The following is a 682-nucleotide window of genomic DNA, read 5'->3' on the forward strand; positions in this document are numbered from 1 at the left end:
TTTTTTTTTTTTTTTTTTTTTTTTTTTTTTTTTGGTGGTGTGGTGGTTGTTGGGGTTTGTGTTGTTTTTTTTGTTGGTGGTGGTGGGTGTGTGTGGGGGGTGGGGGGGGGGTGGGGGTGTGTGGTGGTTGTTGGGTTGGGGTGGTTTGTGTTGTTTTTTGTGTTTTGTTGTTTGGGGTTGGGTGTTTGTTGTGTTGTTTTTTTTTGTGGGTTGTGTTGTGTGTTTGGTGTTTTTGGTTTTGTTGGGTTTGTGTTGTTGTTTGGAGGTTTTGGTTGGTTGGTTGTGTGTTTGTTTTTGTGGTGTTGGTGGGTTTGTTGTTGTGGGGGGGTTGTTTTTGGGTTTTGTTTTGTTGGGTGGGTGGGTGTGTTTTTTTTGGTTTGTTGGTTTGGTTGGGGTGTTGTTTTTGGTGGTGGGTTTGTTTGTGTTTTGTTTTTGTGTTGCTTGGTGTGTGGTTGGTTTTGGTTTTTGTTTGGTGGTGTGTTTTGGTTTTTTGTGGGTGTGTTGTGGTGTTTTGTGGGGGTGTTTTGGTTTTTTTTTGGTGGTTTGTGGTGGTTTGGTGTTTTGTTGTTGGTGTGGTTGGTGTTGTTGGGTTGGTTGTGGTTTTGGGTTGTTTTTTTTGTTTGTTTGTTGTTGTTTTTGGGTTTTGTTTTGTTTTTGGGGTTGTTGGTGGTGGGGTTTGTAT

The 682-nt window shown here is 41.5% G+C and carries 1 protein-coding gene; it reads left to right on the top strand.

Features of this window, described 5'->3' with window-relative positions:
• Window positions 1-37: 37 nt before the first annotated feature.
• Window positions 38-682, top strand: a 645-nt coding sequence (locus ACTHTY_RS11355) for a hypothetical protein (protein ID WP_440367710.1), incomplete at its 3' end; no start/stop codon positions are given.

The sequence above is a fragment of the Neisseria sp. P0019.S002 genome (assembly GCF_051957155.1).
Classification (GTDB): domain Bacteria; phylum Pseudomonadota; class Gammaproteobacteria; order Burkholderiales; family Neisseriaceae; genus Neisseria; species Neisseria perflava.